We start from the raw sequence: 19,737 nt of genomic DNA, 5'->3' as shown, positions 1-19,737 counted from the left end.
CGTCTCAGGGTCTCGCCGCAACCTTGTGCAGGCTGACATGGGGCGTCTCACCGGGGCTCGCTTCGCTTCATCACAAATCCCATAGGGACCGCTCTGGCCCGGGCCTTGAGCAGGTTTTTTTCACAACTGGCACCGCCCTTGCTCTACCTCTGGGGCCCGCTCGACGGGTCATCCAATAATAACAACGAGGTGTCTATGGTTTCCTGCCCAGGCCGTGTGCCTGCCCCCTCCACGGTGGTGTCATGAGTCGCCGGCCATTGACCGTGGGCATCATCGCCAACCCCGCATCGGGCCGTGACGTGCGGCGCCTGACCGCCAATGCCGGGCTGTTTTCCAGCACCGACAAGGTCTCGGTGATCCAGCGCTTGCTGGCCGCTTTCGGCGCCACCGGCATCGAGCAGGTGTTGATGCCCACCGACATGATTGGCATGGCCGCCGCCGTGCTGAAGAACAGCCACAGCCGCCAGGCCCGCAGCAGCCACTGGCCGGCCCTGGAGTTTCTCGACCTGACCCTGCGCCAGACCGTCGAAGACACCCGCCGGGCCGCGCGTCTGATGGCCGAGCGCGAGGTGGCGCTGATCGCCGTGCTGGGTGGCGACGGCACCCACAAGGCGGTGGCCGCTGAAGTGGGGGACATTCCATTGCTGACCCTGTCCACCGGCACCAACAACGCCTTTCCCGAACTGCGCGAGGCCACCAGTGCCGGGCTGGCCGGTGGGTTGTACGCCAGTGGCCGGATCCCGGCGCAGATCGGCCTGCGTCGCAACAAGCGCTTGCTGGTCTGTGACGCCGGACGTGGCTTGCGCGAAGTCGCCCTGGTGGACGTCGCCGTGTCGCCGCTGCGGTTTGTCGGCGCCCGGGCCATCAGTCGCGCACAGGACCTGGCCGAAGTCTTCGTGACCTTCGCCGAACCGCAGTCCATCGGCTTGTCGGCGCTGTGCGGCTTGTGGTTCCCGGTGTCACGCCAGGCACCGGGTGGCGCCTGGATGCGCCTGGACCCGCGATCGCCCGAAGCGCTGCTGGTGCCGCTCGCGCCGGGCCTGCTGCAGGGCTGTGGCGTGCTTGCAGCAGGGCCCCTGGAACCTGGCATCGCCCACGGCCTGTCGCTGTCCAGCGGCACCCTGGCCCTGGATGGCGAACGGGAAATCGAATTCAACGCGCAGGACCGGCTCACGGTCACCCTCGATGCCGGCGGCCCGCTGAGCATCGACGTCAACGCGGTGCTGGCCTACGCCGCGCAACAGCGTTTGCTGGCCATCGGCCGCGAACACCCGCAGCACCCTCTGAATCTTCTAGAAGACACCCCAGGAGAATAAAAATGTCGACACCGCTCACCCACGATCAACTGCTGCACGCCTACCAGGTGATGCGCACCATCCGCGCCTTCGAAGAGCGCCTGCACGTGGAGTTCGCCACCGGCGAGATTCCCGGTTTCGTCCACCTGTATGCCGGCGAAGAAGCCTCGGCCGCCGGCGTCATGGCCCACCTGGGCGATGACGATTGCATCGCCTCCAACCACCGTGGTCACGGCCATTGCATCGCCAAGGGCGTGGACGTCTACGGGATGATGGCCGAGATCTACGGCAAGAAGACCGGCGTCTGCCAAGGCAAGGGCGGCTCGATGCACATTGCCGACTTCGAGAAGGGCATGCTCGGCGCCAATGGCATCGTCGGTGCCGGCGCGCCGCTGGTGGTCGGCGCTGCCCTGGCGGCACGGCTCAAGGGCACCGACAGCGTCGCCGTGGTGTTTTTCGGCGACGGCGGCTCCAACGAGGGTGCGGTGTTCGAAGCCATGAACATGGCCTCGGTGTGGAACCTGCCGTGCCTGTTCATCGCCGAAAACAACGGCTACGCCGAAGCCACCGCCTCCAATTGGTCGGTGGCCTGCGACCACATCGCCGACCGCGCGGCGGGGTTCGGCATGCCCGGGGTGACGGTGGACGGCTTTGATTTCTTTGCCGTGCATGAGGCCGCCGGGGCCGCCGTCGAACGCGCCCGTGCCGGGGAAGGGCCGTCGCTGATCGAGGTCAAGCTGACCCGCTACTACGGCCACTTCGAAGGCGACGCCCAGACCTATAGGGCGCCCGACGAGGTCAAGCATTTTCGCGAGAACCAGGACTGCCTGATGCAGTTCCGCGAGCGCACCACCCGGGCCGGCTTGCTCACCGTCGAGCAGTTGGACCAGATCGACAAGGAAGTGGACCTGCTGATCGAAAACGCCGTGTACAAGGCCAAGTCCGATCCCAAGCCTTGCGCGGCGGACCTGCTGACCGACGTCTACGTCAGCTATCCCTGAACGCCCTTCGAAAAAACAAGAATAGAGAATTTCATCATGGCGAGAAAAATCAGCTATCAGCAGGCAATCAACGAAGCCCTGGCCCAGGAAATGCGCCGCGACTCCAGCGTCTTCATCATGGGTGAGGACGTGGCCGGTGGTGCCGGCGCGCCCGGTGAAAACGACGCCTGGGGCGGCGTGCTCGGCGTTACCAAGGGGCTTTACGACCAGTTCCCCGGCCGCGTGCTGGACACGCCGTTGTCGGAAATCGGTTATGTCGGTGCGGCAGTCGGGGCCGCCACCTGCGGCGTGCGCCCGGTGTGCGAACTGATGTTCGTCGACTTTGCCGGCTGCTGCCTGGACCAGATCCTCAACCAGGCGGCGAAGTTTCGCTACATGTTCGGCGGCAAGGCCTCCACGCCGTTGGTGATCCGCACCATGGTCGGCGCCGGCCTGCGCGCCGCCGCCCAGCATTCGCAGATGCTCACGTCCTTGTGGACGCACATTCCGGGGCTGAAAGTGGTGTGCCCGTCATCGCCTTACGACGCCAAGGGCCTGTTGATCCAGGCGATCCGCGACAACGACCCGGTGATCTTCTGCGAGCACAAATTGCTCTACAGCATGCAGGGCGAGGTGCCGGAAGAGCTCTACACCATTCCCTTTGGCGAGGCCAATTTCCTGCGCGACGGTAAGGACGTGACGCTGGTGTCGTACGGGCGCATGGTCAACACCGCGATGGACGCGGCGCGCAGCCTGGCCGGGCGGGGCATCGACTGCGAAGTGATCGACCTGCGCACCACCAGCCCGCTGGACGAGGACAGCATCCTGGAAAGCGTCGAGAAAACCGGACGCTTGGTGGTGATCGACGAGGCCAACCCACGCTGTTCCATGGCCACCGATATTTCGGCGCTGGTGGCACAAAAAGCCTTTGCCGCGCTCAAGGCGCCGATCGAGATGGTCACCGCGCCGCACACCCCGGTGCCGTTCTCCGATGCGCTGGAAGACCTGTACATCCCTGATGCGGCGAAAATCGAACAAGCCGTGCTCAACGTGATCGAGTGGAGCAAGCGCTGATGAGCCAGATTCATACCCTGACCATGCCCAAGTGGGGCCTGTCGATGACCGAGGGCCGGGTCGATGCCTGGCTCAAGGAAGAGGGCCAGGCCATCACCAAGGGCGATGAAGTGATGGACGTCGAGACGGACAAGATTTCCAGCAGCGTCGAAGCGCCGTTTTCCGGAATCCTGCGTCGCCAGATCGCCCGGCAGGACGAAACCCTGGCGGTCGGCGCCTTGCTCGGCATCGTGGTCGACGGCGAAGCCAGCGATGCCGAGATCGATGCGGTCATCGAACAGTTCCAGTCGACCTTTGTGCCCGGCGATGCGGCCGACGAAGACAGTGGGCCGAAACCGCAGAAAGTCGAGTTGGACGGCCGGGTGATCCGCTATTTCGAGCGGGGCGAGGGCGGCACGCCGCTGGTGCTGGTGCATGGTTTCGGCGGCGACCTGAACAACTGGTTGTTCAACCATGAGGCGTTGGCGGCCGGGCGTCGGGTCATTGCCCTGGACCTGCCGGGCCATGGCGAATCTTCCAAAACCCTGCAACGCGGCGACCTGGACGAACTGAGCGGCGTGGTGCTGGCCTTGCTCGATCACCTGGACATCAACGCTGTGCATCTGGTGGGGCATTCCATGGGTGGGGCGGTGTCGCTGAACGCTGCACGCCTGATGCCCCAGCGAGTCCGGTCGCTGACCTTGATCGGCAGCGCCGGGCTAGGCGCGCAGATCAATGGCAGCTACCTGCAAGGTTTTGTCGAAGCGGCCAACCGCAATGCCCTCAAGCCGCAACTGGTGCAACTGTTCTCCAATGCCGAACTGGTGAACCGGCAGATGCTCGACGACATGCTCAAGTACAAGCGCCTGGAGGGTGTGGACGCGGCGCTGCTGCAACTGTCAGCGACGCTGTTCGCCGACGGCCGCCAACAGGTGGACTTGCGCGAAGTGGTGCAGGGCGGCGACGTACCGACCCTGGTGATCTGGGGCAGCGACGACGCGATCATCCCGGCGGCCCATAGCGAGGGGCTGAGTGCCCAGATCGAGGTGCTGTCCGGTCAGGGCCACATGGTGCAAATGGAAGCGGCCGAGCAGGTCAACCGGCTGATCCACGGGTTCATCGAGCAGCACTGATCAAGCGGGCGGCGACATGCGTCGTCGTCCCTATAAATTCTGGAGGCAACGTTATGAACGTTTCAATCAAGCCGACCCGCAGCATGCGCGCCGCTGTCTGGCATGGCCGCAACGACATTCGCGTCGAAGACGTGCCACTGCCGATTTCGCCGCCCGCCGGTTGGGTGCAGATCCGCGTGCAATGGTGCGGCATCTGCGGCTCCGACCTGCACGAGTACGTAGCCGGGCCAGTGTTCATTCCGGTGGACGCGCCGCACCCGCTGACCGGGATCAAGGGCCAGTGCATCCTCGGCCATGAGTTCTGCGGCGAGATCGTCGAACTGGGCGCCGGCGTCGAGGGCTTCAGTGTCGGTGAACCGGTGGCGGCGGACGCCTGCCAGCACTGCGGCACCTGCTATTACTGCACCCATGGGCTCTACAACATTTGCGAGAACCTGGCCTTCACCGGGCTGATGAACAACGGGGCGTTCGCGGAACTGGTCAACGTACCGGCCAACCTGCTCTACAAACTGCCCGCCGATTTCCCTGCCGAGGCCGGTGCGTTGATCGAGCCATTGGCGGTGGGCATGCATGCAGTGAAAAAGGCCGGGAGCCTGCTGGGCCAGAACGTCGTGGTGGTGGGTGCCGGCACCATCGGCCTGTGCACCATCATGTGCGCCAAGGCCGCCGGGGCGGCCCAGGTGATCGCCTTGGAAATGTCCGGTGCACGCAAGGCCAAGGCCCTGGAAGTCGGGGCCAGCCACGTGATCGACCCGAACGAATGCGACGCCCTGGCCGAAGTCCGCCGCCTGACCGCTGGCCTGGGGGCCGATGTCAGTTTCGAATGCATCGGCAACAAGCACACCGCCAAACTGGCCATCGACCTGATCCGCAAGGCCGGCAAGTGTGTGTTGGTGGGCATTTTCGAGGAACCGAGCGAGTTCAACTTCTTTGAACTGGTCTCCACCGAGAAGCAAGTGCTTGGCGCGCTGGCCTACAACGGCGAATTCGCCGATGTGATTGCCTTCATCGCCGATGGGCGCCTGGACATCTCGCCGCTGGTGACCGGACGCATCCAGCTGGAGCAGATTGTCGGCCAGGGCTTCGAGGAGTTGGTCAATAACAAGGAGCACAACGTGAAAATTATCGTGTCTCCCGCACGGATCTAAGAGCGCCTGACGTGGGCGATTTGGCGATGGCCGGCAGTGGCCATCGCATTTTTTTCCGGCCAGTGGAGACTGTCAGTCCGGCCGATAGTCTTGCCAGACGGTCCTTTCGTTGAGTTGCAGTGGCTGCTCTTCCTCTTGCCGAAACCTACGATCGCAGTCGAGGAAGAACTCATCGAGCTGCGGTGGCTTGATGCCGGTTCCGCTGAGCATCGAATGCACCTGGCCGCGGTGATGGATCTGATGTTCGAACAGGTGCAACAGCAGCCGGTCGATGCGCTCGCGCACCACATCGTCGACCCGCACCAGCTCCACGGAGCGGGCGAGGTCTTTCTCCCGCAGGGCTTCGCAGAACGCCACCAGCCGCTGGTCGGTCTGGGTTTGGCTTTGCTTCAGTGGGGCAAAGGCCAGGGTTTCGGAAAAGTCCTTTATCTGCCCATCGCGGTCGCCTTCCAGGGCGGTGAGGTAATAGCGGTCCACTTCCAGGATGTGGCAAAGCGTGGCTTGGATGGACGGGAAGAACCCCGTGCGCGACGCTTCGTATTCGGCCTCGCTCAACTGCGCGCAAGCGCCGAGTAGCCTGTGGTTGGCCCATCGGTTGTTCAGGGCCTGGGCCAGGAAATAATTCATGGGAAGCCTCATCAAAACGGTGTGGGAGCGAGCTTGCTCGCGAAGACGGCGGTACATCCAGCATAGTCATGTCAGACAGACCGCTTTCGCGAGCAAGTCGGATCGCCGCACCGCCGCTCCCACAGGGGGTTCTTCATCTGCCTTGCGGGTTAGGTCGGACCTTAAAGCCCCACATCCGGCAACATCGGCCGATTCGCCAGGGCCTTGGCCATGATCTGCTCCACATACGCCCGGTCCGCTTGCGGCAGGGCCAGGCGCGGTGGGCGGGTGAGGGCGCTGCCGCGGCCGGCGATGGCTTCGCACAGCTTGATGCATTGCACCAGGTCGGCGCGGGCGTCCAGGTGCAGGATCGGCATCAGCCATTCATAGATCGGCATCGCCTCGGCAAAGCGTCCGGCGCGGGCCAGGCGGAAAATGGTCTCGCCTTCCTTCGGGAACACGTTGGACATGCCCGAAACCCAACCTTCGGCCCCCACGGCGAGGCTTTCCAGCACCACGTCATCGAGGCCGGCGAACAACACAAAACGGTCGCCGACTTCGTTGCGCACGTCGATGAAGCGCCGGGTGTCACCGGAGGAATCCTTGAAACACACCACGTTGTCGCAATCGGCCAGGGAAATCAGGATGTCCGGTGTCACGTCATTCTTGTAGATCGGCGGGTTGTTGTAGACCATCAAGGGCACGTCGGCATGCCGGGCTACGTAGCGGAAATGCTCGGCGGTCTCGAATGGCTTGGAGCCGTAGACCAGCGCCGGCATCAGCATCACCCCGTCAACCCCGACCTTGCGCACCGCGTTGGCCACCTTGGCGGCTTGCACGCTGGTGAATTCGGCCACGCCGCAGATCACCGGCACGCGGCCACGGGAGGCGTCTACCGCCACTTCGGTCACGGCGATTTTTTCCTCGGCGCTCAGGGAAGTGTTTTCCCCCACCGACCCGCAGACCACCAGGCCGGAAACACCGTCACGAATGACGTTGGAAATCACTTCGTGGGTTTTTTCCAGGTTGATGGAAAAGTCATCGTTGAATTGGGTGGTGACGGCAGGGAAGACGCCGCTCCAGTTGATGCGTTTGCTCATGGGTTGTCTCCGGTTATGGTATGTGGCGAGGGGATTTATCCCCGTTGGGCCGCGAAGCGGTCCTGAAATCTGGCGACTCGGTTTGTCAGTTGGCTCCAGGGGGCTGCTTTGCAGTCCAGCGGGGATAAATCCCCTCGCCACAGGGGTTGTGTGTGAAAATCATGCACCCGGCCAGGTATCCGAAAGCCGATAGCCCTCGGGCCACGGATCGGCCGGGTCGAGCAACAGCTGATGGGTGCCGGTAATCCACGCCCGTCCGGCAATGCACGGATAAATCGCCGGGCGTCCGGCCACCTCGGTCAGTGAGTCGATGCGGCAGTGGAATTCGGAACCGATGATCGAGCGGCCGATAAACCGTTCGCCGACCTGCATCAAGCCCTTGGCGTGCAGCACCGCCATGCGCGCCGAACAGCCGGTGCCGGTGGGCGAGCGGTCGATCTTGCCAGGCTGGATCACCACGGCATTGGCACCGGTGGCGATGCCGTTTTCCTGGACGATGGGCGCGGCAATCTGGCAGAACGAGATGTGCGACCAGTCGGGGTTCAGCGGATGCATGAAGCCCAGTTGTTCGTTGGCGGCGCGGGTGATCTTCAAACCCACGGCCACCAGCTCGGCGGCTTCATCAGGGCGGATGGCAAAGCCCAGGCGCTGGGCGTCGACGATGACAAAACTGTCGCCGCCGTAGGCGGTGTCCACCTGCAACGAGCCCAGCCCCTCGACTTCGATCCAGGCATCGAGGCGATCGGCGAAGGAGGGCACGTTCTTGATTTCGACCCGTTGCACCTTGCCGTCGCGGCAGTCGGCCACCGCTTCGATCAGGCCGCCCGGCGCTTCGAGCATCAGGCGGGTCTGGGGCTCGGTCATTGGCAGGATGCCGCTGTCCAGCAGCACGGTGGCGACGCACAACGAGTTGGAGCCGGACATCGGCGGAGTGTCGGCCGGTTCCATGATGATCCAGGCCATTTGCGCCCGCGGGTCCTTGGCTGGCACCAGCAGGTTGACGTGGCGGAACACACCGCCACGGGGTTCGTTGAGGACGAAGTTGCGCAGGGTCTGGTCCTGGGCGATCCAGCGTGACTGTTCCCACACGGTGGCGCCAGGGGGTGGGGCGACGCCGCCGACGATCACGTCGCCGACTTCGCCTTCGGCGTGGCAGCTGATGACATGGATGACTTTTGATGAGCGCATGAATCAAATCCTTGTGTTGTCTGGTTGGGCCTCATCGCGGGCAAGCCTTGCTCCCACAGGGTTCTGGGGTGGACACATGGATTGAGCTGTGTACACAAAACCAGTGTGGGAGCGAGCTTGCTCGCGATGAGGCCATCCGCTATTTCACCGACTTGAGAAACGCCGCCGTCTCCGGCTGCACCGGATTGCCGATCACCTGGTCCGGCGGCCCGATTTCATGGACCCGGCCATTGCAAAAGAACGCCACGCGGTCGGACACGTCCCGTGCGAAGCGGATCTCGTGGGTCACCAGCACCATGGTCATGCCGTCTTCGGCGAGCATGCGCATGGTGTCCAGCACTTCGCCCACCAGTTGCGGGTCCAGGGCCGAGGTGGCTTCGTCGAAGAGCATGTAGTCCGGCGACATCGCCAGCGCCCGGGCGATGGCCATGCGCTGCTGCTGGCCGCCGGAAAGCTTGCCGGGGAAGGCCTTGAGCTTGTCCCCCAAGCCCACATGCTCAAGCTGTTGCACCGCCAGTGCTTCGGCGTCCTGCCGGCTTTTGCCCAGCACCTTGCGCGGCGCCAGCATCACGTTTTCCAGCACGGTCAGGTGGGGGAAGGCGTTCCATTGCTGGAACACGATGCCGATCTTCTGCCGCAGGCGATTGAGGTCGGTGGCGCGGTCATGGACCTCGATGCCGTCCACGCGGATGCTGCCTTTCTGGATCGGTTCCAGGCCGTTGATGCACATCAGCAGGGTCGACTTGCCAGAGCCGGAACCGCCGATGATCGACACCACTTCGCCCTTGTCCACCGTCAGGCTCACACCTTTGACCACTTCCAGGTCACCGAAGGATTTGTGTACGTTTTCGATCTCAATCATTTTCCTGCCACCTTCTTTCCAGGCGTGCGCCGAGGCGGGCGACCACCAGGCTCATGACGTAGTAAATGAGGCCCGCGATGCACAGCACCAGCAGGGGTTCCTGAATGCGCGTGACGATGGTTTGCGACGCCCGCAGCAATTCGACGATGCCGATCCACATCACCAGCGCGGTGTCTTTCATCACGCCCAGTACCAGGTTCAGCCAGCCGGGAAAGGCCACCCGCGTGGCAATCGGCAGGACGATGAAGCGCAGGTCCTGCACATAGCTCAGGCCCAGTGACCGGCTTGCCCGGCGGGTGCTCAACGGCACCGCCAGCACGCCACCGCGCACGATCTCGGTGAAGTAAGCCGCGGCATAGACCCCGAGGACGATGCAACCGACGGCAAAGGCGCTGAGGTTCAGGCCAACGATGCTCTTGAGCGAGTTGAACAGCACGAACTGGATCAGCAGCGGCACGCTGCGAAACGCATCCAATACCCAGGCCAGGGGCAGGCTGGCCCGCGGCAACAGCGCCCGCAGCAGGCCGAACAGCAGCCCGGCCAGGGTGCCCAGCAGGATCGACCACGCGGTCAATTGCAGCGTGACCCAGGCGCCCTCGAGCAAGTACAACAGGTCGTTAACAGTGAGGCTTGTAGAAAACATGACCAGCCCTCAATAGCGGAACAAGCGCCAGGACAACAGCCGGGCCAAACCGACGATCAGCTTGGCGATCAGGTAATACAGCACCGCCGCAAGGGCGAAGTATTCGAAGGTGCGGAAGGTCTTGACGTTGTATTCCTGGGTGACACCGGTGAGGTCGTCGTTCAGGCCGACGACCACGCCCAGGGACGTCATCAGCACCGCCCAGACCATCTGGTTGGTCAACGGGTAGAACACGATGCGCAACAGTTGCGGGACGATGATCATCCGGTACGCCTGGAAAGCGCTCATCCCCAGGGAGCGAGCGGCGCGCATTTGCGTACTGGGCACGGCCTTGAGGCCGCCGCGAAAGTTTTCCGCCAGGTAGCCGGCGTTGTTGAAGGTGATCCCGGCCAGCAAGGCCAGCCAGGAACTGACGTGCAGCCCGAGGGAGCCGAGGCCGAAGTAGAGGATGTAGATCTGGAACAGCGAGGGCGTGTTGCGGGCGATGGACACCCAGCCATTGCCCACGCCCCGCAGCACGCGATTCGGGGCCTGGCGCATGACCGTCAGCACCAGGGCGATCAGCACGCCGAAAATCATCGACAGCGCGGCGGTTTCGAACGTTACCCAGGCTCCGGCGAGCATGTCGGGCAGGGCGCGCAAGGCCGGGCGCCATTGGAAGCTGTAGTCAAACATGAGTCGGGCTCCCCGTGCGGGCGGTGGGTTGCAGCCACGCCGGCGGCTGGCCGCGGGTCGAGGCGGTGCAGGCGGCCTCGACACATTCGGCGAGGGCGGCAAAGTGCACCCCACGCCCGACCAGGCCCGGTGCGTAGTGGGCGTATTTACCGGAGTTGGTCATCAGCGTGGTGGCGTGGGGTGGGATCACCGGTTCGCCCAACATGCACCAGCAGGTGTCGGTCACCAGTACCGCGCCGAAGGCCTCGATGGCGGCCAGATACCCGGCTTTGCGGGCCTGCTCCAGCACCGTCCGGCCGCAGGTGATCGCCAGCACCACATACGGATGCTTGACCCGCCCCGCGCACAAGGTCGCGAGGGTGGCGAATTCGCTGAGGGAGAAATGCGGGTTACCCAGGGACACCACGTCCACCCAGTTGTCCCGAGCGCTGTTGAGCTCACGCCAACTGGCAAGCAGGCCGGCGGCATCGACGCTTTCCTGCGGCAAGGTGACGTCGCTCTCCAGGACATCGGCCGGGTCGAGGGCTTCCGGCGTTACCCCGGCGATGTGGAACAACGGCGCGGCGCTGGTGGTGGCGAACGCGGCGCCGAAGGCCTTGAGGTCGTCCAGGGTGGGCGCGGCGTGTTCCAGCCCGCGTATCAGCGGTATGCGCCGGCCCGCCAGGCTGCCGATGTGATAGCCCAGCAGCGGATAGAAACTGTCATCCACGTGACCCAGCGCCGGTACGTCGACGATCAGTTGGGCCTTGCGTGGATCGTCGAGATGGCAGCCGCTCAGCGGTGCCCGTCCGCACAGGGCGATGCAGATATCGAGGAAGTCCGGATACTTCTGCGTCCGCGCCCCCAGCACGCTGTTGGCGTAGACCACCGCGTTGGATTCGGCCCAGACGATTTGTTCGCCGGCCTTTGGCGCGCTGTCCAGCAAGTAGGGCGCGCAGGTGAAACTCAGTTGGGCACCCATCGCCATGTAGGCATCGCCCAGGGCACTGGCCGGCTCGCCCAGGGCCGGATCGACCCCCAGTTCCCGCCAGCGACGCTGGTCCACGGAAATGGAATTGAGGGTGGTGGGGACGCGAACCTTCGCCCCCCACTGCACCAGTTGTTCGGCAAAGCGCAGGCTGGCCGGGCCGGTGTAGATACAGCCGTCGATGTGGGCCTGGGTCACGTCCAACAGTTGCGTGGCGCCCTGGATCTGGGCCATGCGCAGCACGATTTGCATCGCCACTTGGGCGGCCTTGCCGTGGCTGCCGTCGAGCAACGCCCGGTCCTGTTCGCTCAGCGCCAGGGTTGAGGGCGTGGGCGGCTGCGACGCTGCGTCAGAACCTTGCCAACCGTCGTTTGGCGGCTGGCCAGACAGTGTCAGGACCTCGCCTTCCAGACGCACGAAACCCTGGCCACGCAGCCCATTGAAGGCCTCGTGCCCCACGCACACTACCGGCAGCGAGCGTTGGAAAATCACCTGCGCCACCAGCACGCCCAGGGTCAGGATTTCATCGGCTTCGGCGAGCACCAGGGCGGCGGGCGCGTGGCCGTTGCTGATCAGTTCCATCAAGACGCTGCTGCCGGTGCAGGAGCCGCGTCCGCTGGGAATCGCCAGCACGCGCCCGGCCAGGCGCTGGCCACTCAAGGGATGGTGACGGTCGATGACCTCGCCGCTGGCTGGATCGACCCCGCCCCAGAAGCTCAAGCCAACATCGGCGAACAGCAGGGCGCCCTGGGCGGCACCCTCCACCAGGCTGCGGCCGTTCACACGGACAGGCGTGCTTGGCATGCGCCGATCCTCAGTAGTAGACCTGGGGAACGGTCAGGTTGGCCGGCGCAATGTCGGTGCCCACCCATTTGACGAACAATTCCTTGTAGCGACCCGTGCGTACCTGCTGGTTGACGAACAGGTTGAGGTAGTTGAGCAGGCCGTATTCGCTACGCTTGGCGCCGAGGGACACGTAGTCGATGACGTAGGGCGCGTCACCGGCGATCTTCAGGCCCTTGTACTTACCCGACTTGAGGGTCGCGGCGGCCACGGTGTTGGTCACCACGGTGGCATCGATGTGCCCCTGGGCGACGGCCAACAAGGTGTCGTTCTGCGACTGGTAGGCGCGGAAGCTGCCGCTGCCCCAACTCTTCTGGTCCTTCTCCAGGGCGATGGCTTCATAGGTGCTGCTGGTGTTGCCCAGGGCCTTGCCCTTGAGGTCGGCGTAGCTGTTGATGCCGGTGTTGTCGCGGGTCAGCACGACCATTTGGAAGGCGAAGTAGGGCACGGTCAGGCCCACGGTCTTGGCCCGCTCCAGGGTGTCGGATGTGGAGGCGACGATGACATCGGCGCGGCCGGACAGCAGCGCGGGGATGCGGTCGGAGAACGGCGTTTCCACCACTTCGGCATCGACACCAAGGACCTTTGCCAGATCGTGGCAATAGTCCACGTCGAAGCCCGCCGGCTTGTTGCTTTCATCGCGAAAGCCCATGGGTGGGAAGTCCAGGGTCACGGCGCAACGCAGCTTGCCCGAGCCGATGATGTCATCGAGCTTGTCGGCGTGGGCAGTGGCGATGAAAAGCGGGGTGAGGACAATGCCGAGGGCTACGGCCAATGCAGGGTTTTTCATAAATGCCTCGCTGTCGAATAAATGCGGTGAGATATCGTATTGAGGATTTCGTATACGATATTAGATAAGCAATCGGCGTGCCTGTTTCTGGTAGAGGCGCAGCAATGCCAGCAGAGGGCTGGTCTAGAGGCTTGCATACCAGGTGGTATCAAACAGGGTAAGGGGGCTGTGCGGGGCCGGGGTGTTACAGATGGGAGCAACCACGGGGCCCGATGCCCCATCAGGGAACAAGTATCAGCGCTGATTCTCGCGGTATTGGCTGGGGGACAGGCTGGTCAGGGCGCGGAACTGGCGGCTGAAAGCGCTGTGGTCGGTGTAACCGCAGCGCAGGGCGATCTCAGTGATCGGCAGGTTTCTGTCGAGTAACAGCCGTGAGGCTTCTTCCAGTCGTGCCTTGTGAATCATCTGCCGCGGCGTGAGTTGGAAGATGCGTTTGCAGTGCCGCTCCAGTTGCGCCACCGACAACTCGGCAATGGCGGTCAGCTCGGCCAGGCTGATGGGGCGGGCGAAATGCTGCTTGATATGGGCATCGACCGCCGCCAGTTTGTGGAACGCCGGATGGCTCGATTGCGGCAGTTGCAGGTCGCGGGAAATGCCCGCCAAGCCGACGACCTGGCCGTTTGGATCGTGCAGGGCGAGCTTGTGGGTCAGGCACCACACGGGCTGGTTGCCGTAATACAAATGCAGTTCGAGCTGGTCGGCCAACTCCCGCCCACTGGCCAGCACCCGGCGATCCTGTTCGGTGTACAGCGGGCCGAAGCGCTCGGGGAACACCTGGTCGGCGGTAAGGCCGAGCAGGTCGCCGCTGTGTTTGAAACCGCAGCGCCGGGCCAGGGTCTGGTTGACGAAGGCGTAGCGGGCCTGCTGGTCCTTGATGAAAAACACCACGTCCGCGAGGGTGTCCAGCAGCGGGGCGATGGGCTGCAGGCTGCGCAGCAGGGTGTCGAGGTCGCAGGGGGCGAGGGAAGTCAGCGAGGGATACATGGCCAGCGTCGTCTTTTTGGGGAAGCGAGTTTGCTCGCGATAGCGCAGTGTCAATCGAACATGTGGTGCCTGTCACTATGGGTTCAATCAGCACAGGCATAAAAAGCCCCTCGTCGTTGGCCGGCGAGGGGCAGGTCTCAAAGCGATCAGTCGGCCTTGATCGGCACGACCTTTTCCGCTTTCAGTGCTTCCGGTTTTTTTGGCAGTGTCAGCGTCAGCACGCCTTTGCTGAACTGGGCTTCGATCTTGTCGCTGTCGACGCCTTCTGGCAGGTTGAACACGCGTTCGAAGGAACCGTAATGGCGCTCGGACAGGTGATAACCCTTTTTCTTTTCTTCCTTGGTTTCTTTTTTCTCCCCCTTGATGATCAGGTTGCCGTTGGCCAGGCGGATTTCGATGTCTTTCTGATCCATGCCGGGCAACTCGGCGGTGATTTCAAAGCTCTTTTCTTTCTCGCTGATGTCCACGGCCGGCAGGCTGCTCATGGAGAACTCGCGACGCCAGAAGGGTTCGACATCGAACAACCGACGACTGAAAGGAGAAAGCGCTGTGCCCCGATTGAAGTCGTCGAACAGGTGGTCCACCTGCTGGCGGAGTCTTTCAAACGGATGCCAGAGGTCCGCCTTGGCGGGGGGCTGGGCGTTGTCTTCGGTGGTGACTGGCATTTTTTTCACTGAATTGGACATTTGCTTTTCCTCTTTGGTGAAGTCCGGACGGGTCTCGGCCCAATCGCCAGGCACCGTTGCCGAACAGGTCAATGCACGCTTGCGAAACTACAAGGACAGTTGGCCGGACCAGAGCATCCAGCCGGCGAAGATCGCTGCCACCCAGATCACCAGCAGCAGGCCCCAGCCGAAACCATTGAGGGCACGGTTCGTCCTGGCCCGTTGGGCGCTCAGATAGATCAGCGAGCCGGGGGCATAGAGCAGGGCACTGAGCAGCATGTACCGCGGACCGGCGGCGTAGAGCAGCCAGATGCAATAGCTCGTCGCGACCAGGGCGATGGCCATGTCGCGCAGTTGCAGGCCACGATGGCCGGCGTAGGTCTGGCCTTGCCAGGTCATCTTCAACGCATACAGGCCGCTGAACAGGTAGGGCAGCAGGATCATCGAGGTGGCGAGTGAAATCAGCGCCAGGTAGCTGGCGCTCGAATACAGGGTCAGCAACAGGAACAATTGAATGCAACCGTTGGTGATCCACAGCGCGTTGGCCGGTGCGCCATGTTGGTTTTCCGTGGCCAGCAAACGCGGCATGACTTTTTCCTTGGCCGGCGTGAACACCGATTCGGCCGCCAGCAGCGTCCAGGCCAGCAACGCGCCGCCCACTGACACGATCAGGCCGATGCTGATCAGCACCGCGCCCCAGGGCCCGGCCACCGCTTCCAGTACACCCGCCATGGATGGGTTCTTCAGGGCGGCCAGTTCGGGTTGTCTGAGGATGCCCAACGACAACAGGGAAACGGCGATCAGCAGCAACAAGGTAAGGACGAAGCCAATCACGGTGGCGCGGCCCACGTCGGCCCGTTCGGCGGCCCGGGCGGAAAATACGTTGGCGCCTTCAATGCCGATGAACACCCAGACCGTTACCAGCATGGTGCTCTTGACCTGGTCCAGCGTACTGCCCAGTGCCGGCGCGCCCCAGAAATCCACCACGAAGGTGTCCTTGGAGAAAGCGGCAATCACCAGCCCGATGAACAACAGCAACGGCACCACCTTGGCGATCGTCGTCAGGGCGTTGGCCTTGGCGGCGGTGCGCATACCGCGCAGGATCATCCAATGCAATGCCCACAGCACCACGGATGCACCGGCGATCGCAGCTTTGTTATTGCCTTCGCCAAACAAGGGGAAAAAGTAACTGAGCGCAGCGAACAGAATCACCAGATAACTGACGTTGCCGATCCAGGCGCTGATCCAATAGCCCCACGCCGAATTGAAACCGAGGAATTCGCCGCCCAGGGCTCGGGCGTAGGCGAACACTCCATTGTCCAGTTCCGGTTGGCGGTTGGAGAGTGTCTGGTAGACCAGAGCCAGTGAGAGCATGCCCACGCCGGTGATGAGCCAGCCGATCAGGATCGCGCCGGCGCCGGCACTGGCCGCCATGTTCTGGGGCAGGCTGAAGATACCGCTGCCGATCATCGAACCGACCACCAGGGCGACCAACAGGCTCAGCGACAGGCGCCGGGGTTCGACCTTTCGCAAACTGCCGGCCAAAGGGTGAGGTTTGACGGTCGGGATGACCGGTTCTGTACCTTGCAGGTGCGTTGCCATGATCAAAGTCTCCATGAGACGGGAGGTCCGGTAACCTTCGTCGATACAAAGGTTCGAACGCCGAGTCTTAATGTCGACCTGTAGGCATTGGGGGGTATTGATGTAGATCAGATGTCATGCAGGGCAGGCATCACAGTTCCGCATGACGATGACAACCGGCGACCTTCTGCCTGAGGCCGGGCAAATCCAGGATCGTGACATTGCGCCCGTGCATGTCCACCAGTTCTTCCAGACGCAGGTGGGCGATGCCCCGGCAAATCGTTTCCAGGCGCAGGCCCAGGTAGGAACCGATGGCCTCGCGGCTCATGCGCAGGACGAACTCGCGCGAGGAATAGCCGCGCATACTGAGCCGTTGCGACAGGTTCAACAGGAACGCCGCCAGGCGTTCGTCGGCGTTCATGTTGCCGAGCATCAACAGCATGCCGTGGTCGCGCACGATTTCCTGGCTCAGGAGTTTGTTCAGGTTGTGTTGCAATGACGGTAGATCGTGGGCGAGTTTTTCCAGGAGGGTGAAAGGCAGCGGGCAGACTTCGCTGTCTTCCAAGGCAATGGCATTACAGGCGTAATGATCGGTGCTGATAGCGTCCAGGCCGAGCATTTCGCCTTGCATCTGGAAACCGGTGACCTGTTCGCGACCGTCTACCGAAAGGACGCTGGTCTTGAAGAAGCCCAATCTCACGGCATACAACGAGCGCAGTGGGTCGCCGGTGCGATACAGCGCGGCGCCTTTCTTGACCTTCACCCGCTGGGCGATCAGGGTGTCGAGGCGCTCGACTTCGCCGCCCGTCAAGCCAATGGGCAGGCACAGTTCAAGCACACTGCAGTTCGAGCAAGCGGTCTTGAGGGCGTGCACCTGCAGAAGTTGCGATTGAGGCTCGACCATGGGGAAAATTCCTTTAGTTGGAGCAAGCATAGAAGACCAGCTCAGCCGTGCCTGTTTTTTGTCGCCCAAAGCACTACCGACTGTCGATAAGCGCAACGTGGGTACAAATGATGGGGGGCAAACCTACACGAAGAAGTTTGCAAGACGACGCTGGTTGCATCGGGGGGCGGGCGCGCAGGGGGGGCGCTGGAGCCGCTCGAACCGTGACGGTCCGAGCGGCGGTCAAATGGCTGTCAAACCAGTCGCAAAGCCAGCGTAGCGTGTTTAAGCGGCAGCAGTGGGGCAAACTCTTCAGGTGTCAGGGTTTCTTTTTCCACCAGCAGGTGGGCCCCGGCGTTCAGGTCTTCCCGATGGCTTTCCAGCAGTGTCCTGGCGCGTTGATAGGCTTCATCGAGCAAGGCGCGAATACCCAGGTCGACTTCCCGGGCGGTTTGTTCCGAATAGTCCTTGTCACCGATGTCCATGCGTTCGCCCAGGTAGGTCGCATTTTTACGTTCCAGCACCGCCAGGCCAAGCTCCGCGCTCATGCCAAAGCGGGTGATCAACTGGCGGGCGATATCGGTGGCGTGGGCCAAGTCATCGGCGGCCCCGGTCGAGACCTGACCATAGGCCAGGAATTCGGCGGCACGTCCTGCCATCAGGACCACCATGCGGTCCTTGAGCATCTGGTAGCTGACCAGAAAATGATCTTCCGTGGGTCGCTGCAAGGTATAACCCAGCGAGCCAATGGCGCGCGGCACGATCGAGACCTTATGGACCGGGTCCATGTTCGGCAGGTTGCTGGCCGCCAACGCATGTCCCATTTCGTGATAGGCCACCACTTGGCGTTCATCGGGGTGCAGCAGGCTGCTCTTGCGTTCGATCCCGGCAACGATGCGTTCCACGGCTGCCGTGAAATCGTCGAGGCTGACCGTTTCTGCACCGCGTCGGGTGGCGATGATGGCGGCTTCGTTGACCAGGTTGGCCAGGTCTGCGCCAGTAAAACCAGTAGTGATGTCGGCGATACGCTCGCTATCGAGGTCCTGGCCGGTGACGATTTTTTGCAGGTGAACCTTGAGGATCGCCTGCCGGCCTTTACGGTCGGGGCGATCGATCAGGATCTGTCGATCGATCCGGCCGGCTCGCAACAGCGCCGGGTCCAATACCTCGGGGCGGTTGGTCGCCGCGAGCAGCACGACCCCTTCACGGGGGTCGAACCCATCCAGTTCTGCCAGCAGTTGGTTGAGGGTCTGCTCCTTTTCGTCATTGCCGCCCAGAACGCCGACGCCGCGCATCTTGCCCAGCGCATCGAGCTCATCGATAAAAATGATGCAGGGCGCGGCCTGTCGGGCCTGTTCGAACAAGTCATGCACGCGAGCGGCGCCGACACCGACGAACATCTCGACGAACTCCGACCCCGAGATGGAAAAGAAGGGCACGCCGGCCTCTCCAGCGATGGCTTTGGCAACCAGGGTCTTGCCGGTGCCCGGCGGACCGACCAGCAATGTACCTTTGGGGATGTGTGCCCCCAGACGTGAATATTTCGCCTTGTCCTTGAGGAAGGAGACGATCTCCACCAGCTCGACCTTGGCTTCGTCGATGCCGGCGACATCGGCAAAGGTCACGCCGGTATCGCGCTCGACGAATACCTTGGCGCGGGACTTGCCGATGTTCATCAAGCCACCCATGCCCTGTTTTTCCGCCAGCCCACGAAACAGGAAATACCAGATCACCATGATCAGCACGAAGGGCAGCAACCCGCCCAGCAGCCCCCCCAGGAAGGTGTTTTCGTTGGTGCCTGTGAACCCGACACCCGAGTGGGCAAGGTCCGCCGCCAGCGCCGGCTCCACCCTCACGGTCGAGAACTGGGTGTGGCCGTCGATGGGTTCCTGCAACTTGCCGCTGATCTGGTCTTTCTCGACCCGTAGATCGCTGACCTTCTGATTGTTCAACAGCTGCAGGAACTGGCTATAGGGGATGACTTGCACATTGGGGCGTTCGAAAAACAGAAACTGCACGAGGCTGAACACGGCCAACGCAATGAAGAAGTAGGACAGGTTCCACTGGTGAGTTTTTTTCATGGCCATGACTCATCAAAAGACGCCGATAGGGGCTGCGTTGATGTCAGGTTGCAATTCCAGCTCATCCAGGACGGTCTTGCGCAAGGTCCAGTCATTCATCACCGCATCCTCTGCGTCAGGAAAAGACGCGGGCACACGTACCCGGTTCGTTGTTTCTACACCAGAGGCAGGCCAGCACATTGAGCTACATCAACAACGCTTAAGTGGACCTGCGCCTGGCCGGCCTTGTAGTTGATCGAGATCAGAGTGGGTGGATGCGG

19 protein-coding genes are annotated in these 19,737 nt (G+C 62.8%); 5 read left to right on the top strand and 14 right to left on the bottom strand.

From position 1 onward, the window contains the following. The first annotated feature begins 242 nt into the window (after positions 1-242). The 5 genes from AC09SL_RS08185 (at position 243) to AC09SL_RS08165 (ending at position 5,609) form a co-directional block, all read left to right on the top strand. Positions 243-1,316, top strand: coding sequence for an ATP-NAD kinase family protein (locus AC09SL_RS08185; RefSeq protein ID WP_058545551.1), 1,074 nt, complete (start codon positions 243-245; stop codon positions 1,314-1,316). 2 nt (positions 1,317-1,318) lie between these two features. Next, a complete protein-coding gene (locus AC09SL_RS08180) occupies positions 1,319-2,296 on the top strand; it encodes a thiamine pyrophosphate-dependent dehydrogenase E1 component subunit alpha (RefSeq protein WP_058545550.1) in 978 nt (325 codons plus the stop codon). A gap of 36 nt (positions 2,297-2,332) precedes the next feature. After that, positions 2,333-3,349: an alpha-ketoacid dehydrogenase subunit beta gene (locus tag AC09SL_RS08175; protein WP_058545549.1), complete on the top strand. Its 1,017-nt coding sequence runs from the start codon at positions 2,333-2,335 to the stop codon at positions 3,347-3,349. Further along, entirely contained in the window at positions 3,349-4,461 is a 1,113-nt protein-coding gene (locus tag AC09SL_RS08170) for an acetoin dehydrogenase dihydrolipoyllysine-residue acetyltransferase subunit (protein ID WP_058545548.1), read from the top strand. The genes AC09SL_RS08175 and AC09SL_RS08170 overlap by 1 nt, the downstream gene beginning before the upstream one ends. A gap of 83 nt (positions 4,462-4,544) precedes the next feature. After that, on the top strand, positions 4,545-5,609 hold the full coding sequence (locus tag AC09SL_RS08165; protein WP_226921177.1) for a 2,3-butanediol dehydrogenase: 1,065 nt from the start codon (positions 4,545-4,547) through the stop codon (positions 5,607-5,609). A 72-nt stretch (positions 5,610-5,681) separates the two neighbouring features. On the opposite strand, the gene AC09SL_RS08160 is transcribed toward AC09SL_RS08165, so the two are convergent. The 14 genes from AC09SL_RS08160 to AC09SL_RS08095 all read right to left on the bottom strand — a co-directional run bounded on the left by AC09SL_RS08160 (position 5,682) and on the right by AC09SL_RS08095 (position 19,612). Further along, positions 5,682-6,236: a DinB family protein gene (locus AC09SL_RS08160; RefSeq protein WP_058545546.1), complete on the bottom strand. Its 555-nt coding sequence runs from the start codon at positions 6,234-6,236 to the stop codon at positions 5,682-5,684. 161 nt (positions 6,237-6,397) lie between these two features. Continuing rightward, positions 6,398-7,315 (bottom strand): dihydrodipicolinate synthase family protein, encoded by a 918-nt coding sequence (locus AC09SL_RS08155; protein ID WP_058545545.1) that lies wholly within the window; start codon positions 7,313-7,315, stop codon positions 6,398-6,400. Between the two features lie 159 nt (positions 7,316-7,474). Then, complete coding sequence (locus AC09SL_RS08150) at positions 7,475-8,503, bottom strand: trans-3-hydroxy-L-proline dehydratase (RefSeq protein ID WP_058545544.1); 1,029 nt, start codon at positions 8,501-8,503, stop codon at positions 7,475-7,477. A gap of 139 nt (positions 8,504-8,642) precedes the next feature. Beyond that, the gene (locus tag AC09SL_RS08145) at positions 8,643-9,365 is read right to left on the bottom strand and encodes an amino acid ABC transporter ATP-binding protein (protein ID WP_058543020.1); all 723 of its coding nucleotides are present in this window, start codon (positions 9,363-9,365) and stop codon (positions 8,643-8,645) included. Continuing rightward, positions 9,358-10,008, bottom strand: coding sequence for an amino acid ABC transporter permease (locus AC09SL_RS08140; RefSeq protein ID WP_058543019.1), 651 nt, complete (start codon positions 10,006-10,008; stop codon positions 9,358-9,360). The genes AC09SL_RS08145 and AC09SL_RS08140 overlap by 8 nt, the downstream gene beginning before the upstream one ends. A 9-nt stretch (positions 10,009-10,017) precedes the next feature. Further along, positions 10,018-10,683: an amino acid ABC transporter permease gene (locus tag AC09SL_RS08135; protein ID WP_058543018.1), complete on the bottom strand. Its 666-nt coding sequence runs from the start codon at positions 10,681-10,683 to the stop codon at positions 10,018-10,020. After that, on the bottom strand, positions 10,676-12,454 hold the full coding sequence (gene lhpI / locus AC09SL_RS08130; protein WP_058543017.1) for a cis-3-hydroxy-L-proline dehydratase: 1,779 nt from the start codon (positions 12,452-12,454) through the stop codon (positions 10,676-10,678). Before lhpI ends, AC09SL_RS08135 begins: the two co-directional genes overlap by 8 nt. 10 nt (positions 12,455-12,464) lie before the next feature. Beyond that, entirely contained in the window at positions 12,465-13,283 is an 819-nt protein-coding gene (locus tag AC09SL_RS08125; protein ID WP_058543016.1) for an ABC transporter substrate-binding protein, read from the bottom strand. A gap of 234 nt (positions 13,284-13,517) precedes the next feature. Further along, on the bottom strand, positions 13,518-14,267 hold the full coding sequence (locus AC09SL_RS08120; protein ID WP_058543021.1) for an AraC family transcriptional regulator: 750 nt from the start codon (positions 14,265-14,267) through the stop codon (positions 13,518-13,520). Between the two features lie 146 nt (positions 14,268-14,413). Beyond that, positions 14,414-14,953: an Hsp20/alpha crystallin family protein gene (locus AC09SL_RS08115; protein WP_058543015.1), complete on the bottom strand. Its 540-nt coding sequence runs from the start codon at positions 14,951-14,953 to the stop codon at positions 14,414-14,416. An 87-nt stretch (positions 14,954-15,040) separates the two neighbouring features. Then, the gene (arcD, locus tag AC09SL_RS08110) at positions 15,041-16,534 is read right to left on the bottom strand and encodes an arginine-ornithine antiporter (RefSeq protein ID WP_058543014.1); all 1,494 of its coding nucleotides are present in this window, start codon (positions 16,532-16,534) and stop codon (positions 15,041-15,043) included. Between the two features lie 130 nt (positions 16,535-16,664). After that, positions 16,665-17,417 carry a fumarate/nitrate reduction transcriptional regulator Fnr gene (gene fnr / locus AC09SL_RS08105; protein WP_058543013.1) on the bottom strand — a complete coding sequence of 251 codons (753 nt, stop codon included), beginning with the start codon at positions 17,415-17,417 and terminating at the stop codon, positions 16,665-16,667. A gap of 233 nt (positions 17,418-17,650) precedes the next feature. Beyond that, positions 17,651-19,477 (bottom strand): ATP-dependent zinc metalloprotease FtsH, encoded by a 1,827-nt coding sequence (ftsH, locus tag AC09SL_RS08100; RefSeq protein ID WP_058543012.1) that lies wholly within the window; start codon positions 19,475-19,477, stop codon positions 17,651-17,653. 12 nt (positions 19,478-19,489) lie between these two features. Next, positions 19,490-19,612 (bottom strand): hypothetical protein, encoded by a 123-nt coding sequence (locus AC09SL_RS08095; RefSeq protein ID WP_264295891.1) that lies wholly within the window; start codon positions 19,610-19,612, stop codon positions 19,490-19,492. Positions 19,613-19,737 lie beyond the last annotated feature (125 nt).

The sequence above is a fragment of the Pseudomonas sp. PF05 genome, assembly GCF_056521845.1.
This window is presented reverse-complemented; position numbering and strand designations above follow the sequence as displayed.